General features: G+C 71.8%; 3 protein-coding genes. All 3 read left to right on the top strand.

Features of this window, described 5'->3' with window-relative positions; all coding sequences use genetic code 11:
* The coding region (locus FF041_RS29185; protein ID WP_228388699.1) for a condensation domain-containing protein at positions 1–1,210 on the top strand (1,210 nt) is incomplete at its 5' end.
* Positions 1,207–1,344 carry a hypothetical protein gene (locus FF041_RS29180; protein WP_153525574.1) on the top strand — a complete coding sequence of 46 codons (138 nt, stop codon included), beginning with the start codon at positions 1,207–1,209 and terminating at the stop codon, positions 1,342–1,344. The genes FF041_RS29185 and FF041_RS29180, both read left to right, overlap by 4 nt.
* A gap of 76 nt (positions 1,345–1,420) precedes the next feature.
* Positions 1,421–1,687: SDR family NAD(P)-dependent oxidoreductase (locus FF041_RS29175; RefSeq protein ID WP_153525589.1), on the top strand; the 267-nt coding region annotated here is incomplete at its 3' end.

Below are 1,687 nucleotides of genomic sequence, written 5' to 3'. Positions count from 1 at the left end.
CCTGGACATGCCCGCGCTGCGTGGTGCCGCCCAGGCGCTGATCGCGCGGCACGATGCCCTGCGCACCTGCGTGGACGACGAGTCGGGGGTGCCCGAGGGCCGGGTTCCGCCGCCGGACGCGGTGCCGGTCGACGTCACGTCTCACATGGCCGCCGGCGAGGAGGAGCTGGAAGATCTTCTGAGAACGGCCGCACTGCGGCCATTCGACCTCGGGGAGGGACCGCTGCTGCGGCTGACGGTCATCCGGCCGGCGGGCGAGCGGAATCAGTACGTGGTCCTGCTCGTGCTGCACCACATGGCCGTGGACGGCTGGTCCGGCGCGATCCTGCGGCGCGAGTTCTGGGAGCTGTACGACGCCTTCGCGTCCGGCCGCGAACCCCGGCTGCCGGAGTTGACCGCCGGCTACTCCGACTATGCGGCGTGGCAGCGCTCATGGCTGGACGGCGAGGAGGCCGCGGAACAACTCGCCTACTGGTGCGAACACCTGGCGCGGGCGCCGGAGACCGTCTCCTTCGGGGGCGAGGCCGCGGCAGCGCCGGAGCCCCGGTCCACCGAAGTCGTCGAGTTCGCGCTGCCGCCCGCAGCCGTCCAGGCGGTCCGTGACGCCGGTCCCGTCTTCGGGACCACGGCGTTCGTCGTGCTGCTCGCGGGCTTCGCCGCCGCGCTGTCGCAGGTTGCGGAGACAGCCGAGTGCGTGGTCGCAACCCCCGTCACCGACCGGCCGACGGCTGCCCTGGAGGGGGTCGTCGGCTCCTTCGACAACACGGTGCTGCTGCGGATCGCGCCCCGGCCGGCCGCCCGGATGAAGGAGTTCATCGAGCATGTGCGCACCGTGGCCCTGCACGCCTTCGTCAACAAGGAGATCCCCTTCCAGCACGTGGTCCGTGCACTGGCCCCCGCCCGGGGCGGCGGCGTGGCACCGCCCCTGTGCAACGTGGCGTTCTCGATCGAAGAGGCGATCGACGAGCACTGGAACCTGCACCTCGCCGAAGTGGTGACGCACCCCTGGGTGTTCCTGCCGCCCCCGCGATTCGACCTGACGCTCATGGCCGAACTCGCCCAGGACACCATCACGGGCCGCCTGTATCTGAACCCCGCCCGCGTGCCCCGCCCGACCGCCGAGCGCCTCGCACAGGCGACAGCCGACATACTGACGCGCCTGTCCACCCAGCCCGGCTCCCCGCTGAGGACCGAGGAGAACCCCGCATGACCGACCGCGCGCCGCTCGACCATCTGAAGACCGCCTTCGCGGGGCTGCGCAAACCCACCTCCCGGACGGCGTCAGGACGGCGGCAGCCAGGGCCTCGTCGGCGGCACCGCCCTGGATCGCCCGGAGCGGCCTGACCGTATTCCGTACCGGCCGCGAGGAACCCACCTTCCACGTCCGACAGTCCCACACCGAGAGCGGAGAGACCGACATATGCGCTTGACCGGCAAACGGGCTCTGATCACCGGCGCCGCGCGCGGCATCGGACGCGCCATCGCGGTCGCATACGCCAAGGAAGGGGCCGACCTCGTGCTCCTCGACGTGGCCGCCGACATCGAGGGATGTCCCTATCCTCTGGGCACGGAAAGCCAATTGGGCGCAACGGCCGACGCGTGCCGGGAGGCCGGCGCGTCCGTGGCCGAGTGCGTCGGCGACGTACGCGACAGCAGACAGCTCAGCGCGGCAACCCGCACCGCGCTC

It is taken from the genome of Streptomyces jumonjinensis (assembly GCF_009600885.1).
GTDB classification, from domain to species: domain Bacteria; phylum Actinomycetota; class Actinomycetes; order Streptomycetales; family Streptomycetaceae; genus Streptomyces; species Streptomyces jumonjinensis.
The sequence above is the reverse complement of the archived record's forward strand: the minus strand, read 5'-3'. Positions and strand labels throughout refer to the sequence as shown.